Origin of the sequence: Acinetobacter halotolerans (genome assembly GCF_004208515.1) — a bacterium.
Lineage (GTDB): Bacteria > Pseudomonadota > Gammaproteobacteria > Pseudomonadales > Moraxellaceae > Acinetobacter > Acinetobacter halotolerans.
The window spans coordinates 1-478 of sequence record NZ_SGIM01000035.1; the positions used below are offsets into that span (position 1 = coordinate 1).

The 478-nt window shown below is 50.6% G+C and carries 1 protein-coding gene; it reads left to right on the plus strand.

The annotated features are described in order from the left end of the window. On the plus strand, positions 1–478 hold a 478-nt coding region (locus tag EXE30_RS15760; RefSeq protein WP_213072751.1), incomplete at both ends, for a hypothetical protein.

Here is a 478-nt window from a genome sequence, read left to right on the forward strand (position 1 = left end):
CGCTGGTAATAAATCTCCAGAAGTTACAGTAATCGCACCTGATAATGGCGACAGCGATTCTGACTCTGACAGCGACTCTGATTCTGACAGCGACTCTGACTCTGATAGCGACAGCGATTCTGACTCAGACAGCGACAGTGATTCTGACTCTGATAGCGACAGCGACAGCGACTCTGACTCTGATAGCGACAGCGATTCTGACTCTGATTCTGACAGCGATTCTGACTCTGATAGCGACAGCGATTCTGACTCTGACAGCGACAGTGATTCTGACTCTGATAGCGACAGCGACAGCGACTCTGACTCAGACAGCGACTCTGACTCAGACAGCGACTCTGACTCAGACAGCGACTCTGACTCAGACAGCGACTCTGACTCTGATAGCGACAGTGATTCTGACTCAGACAGCGACAGCGATTCTGACGACACTACAGCACCAGATGCACCGACAGCTGATATTGTTAATGAAGGTACGCAA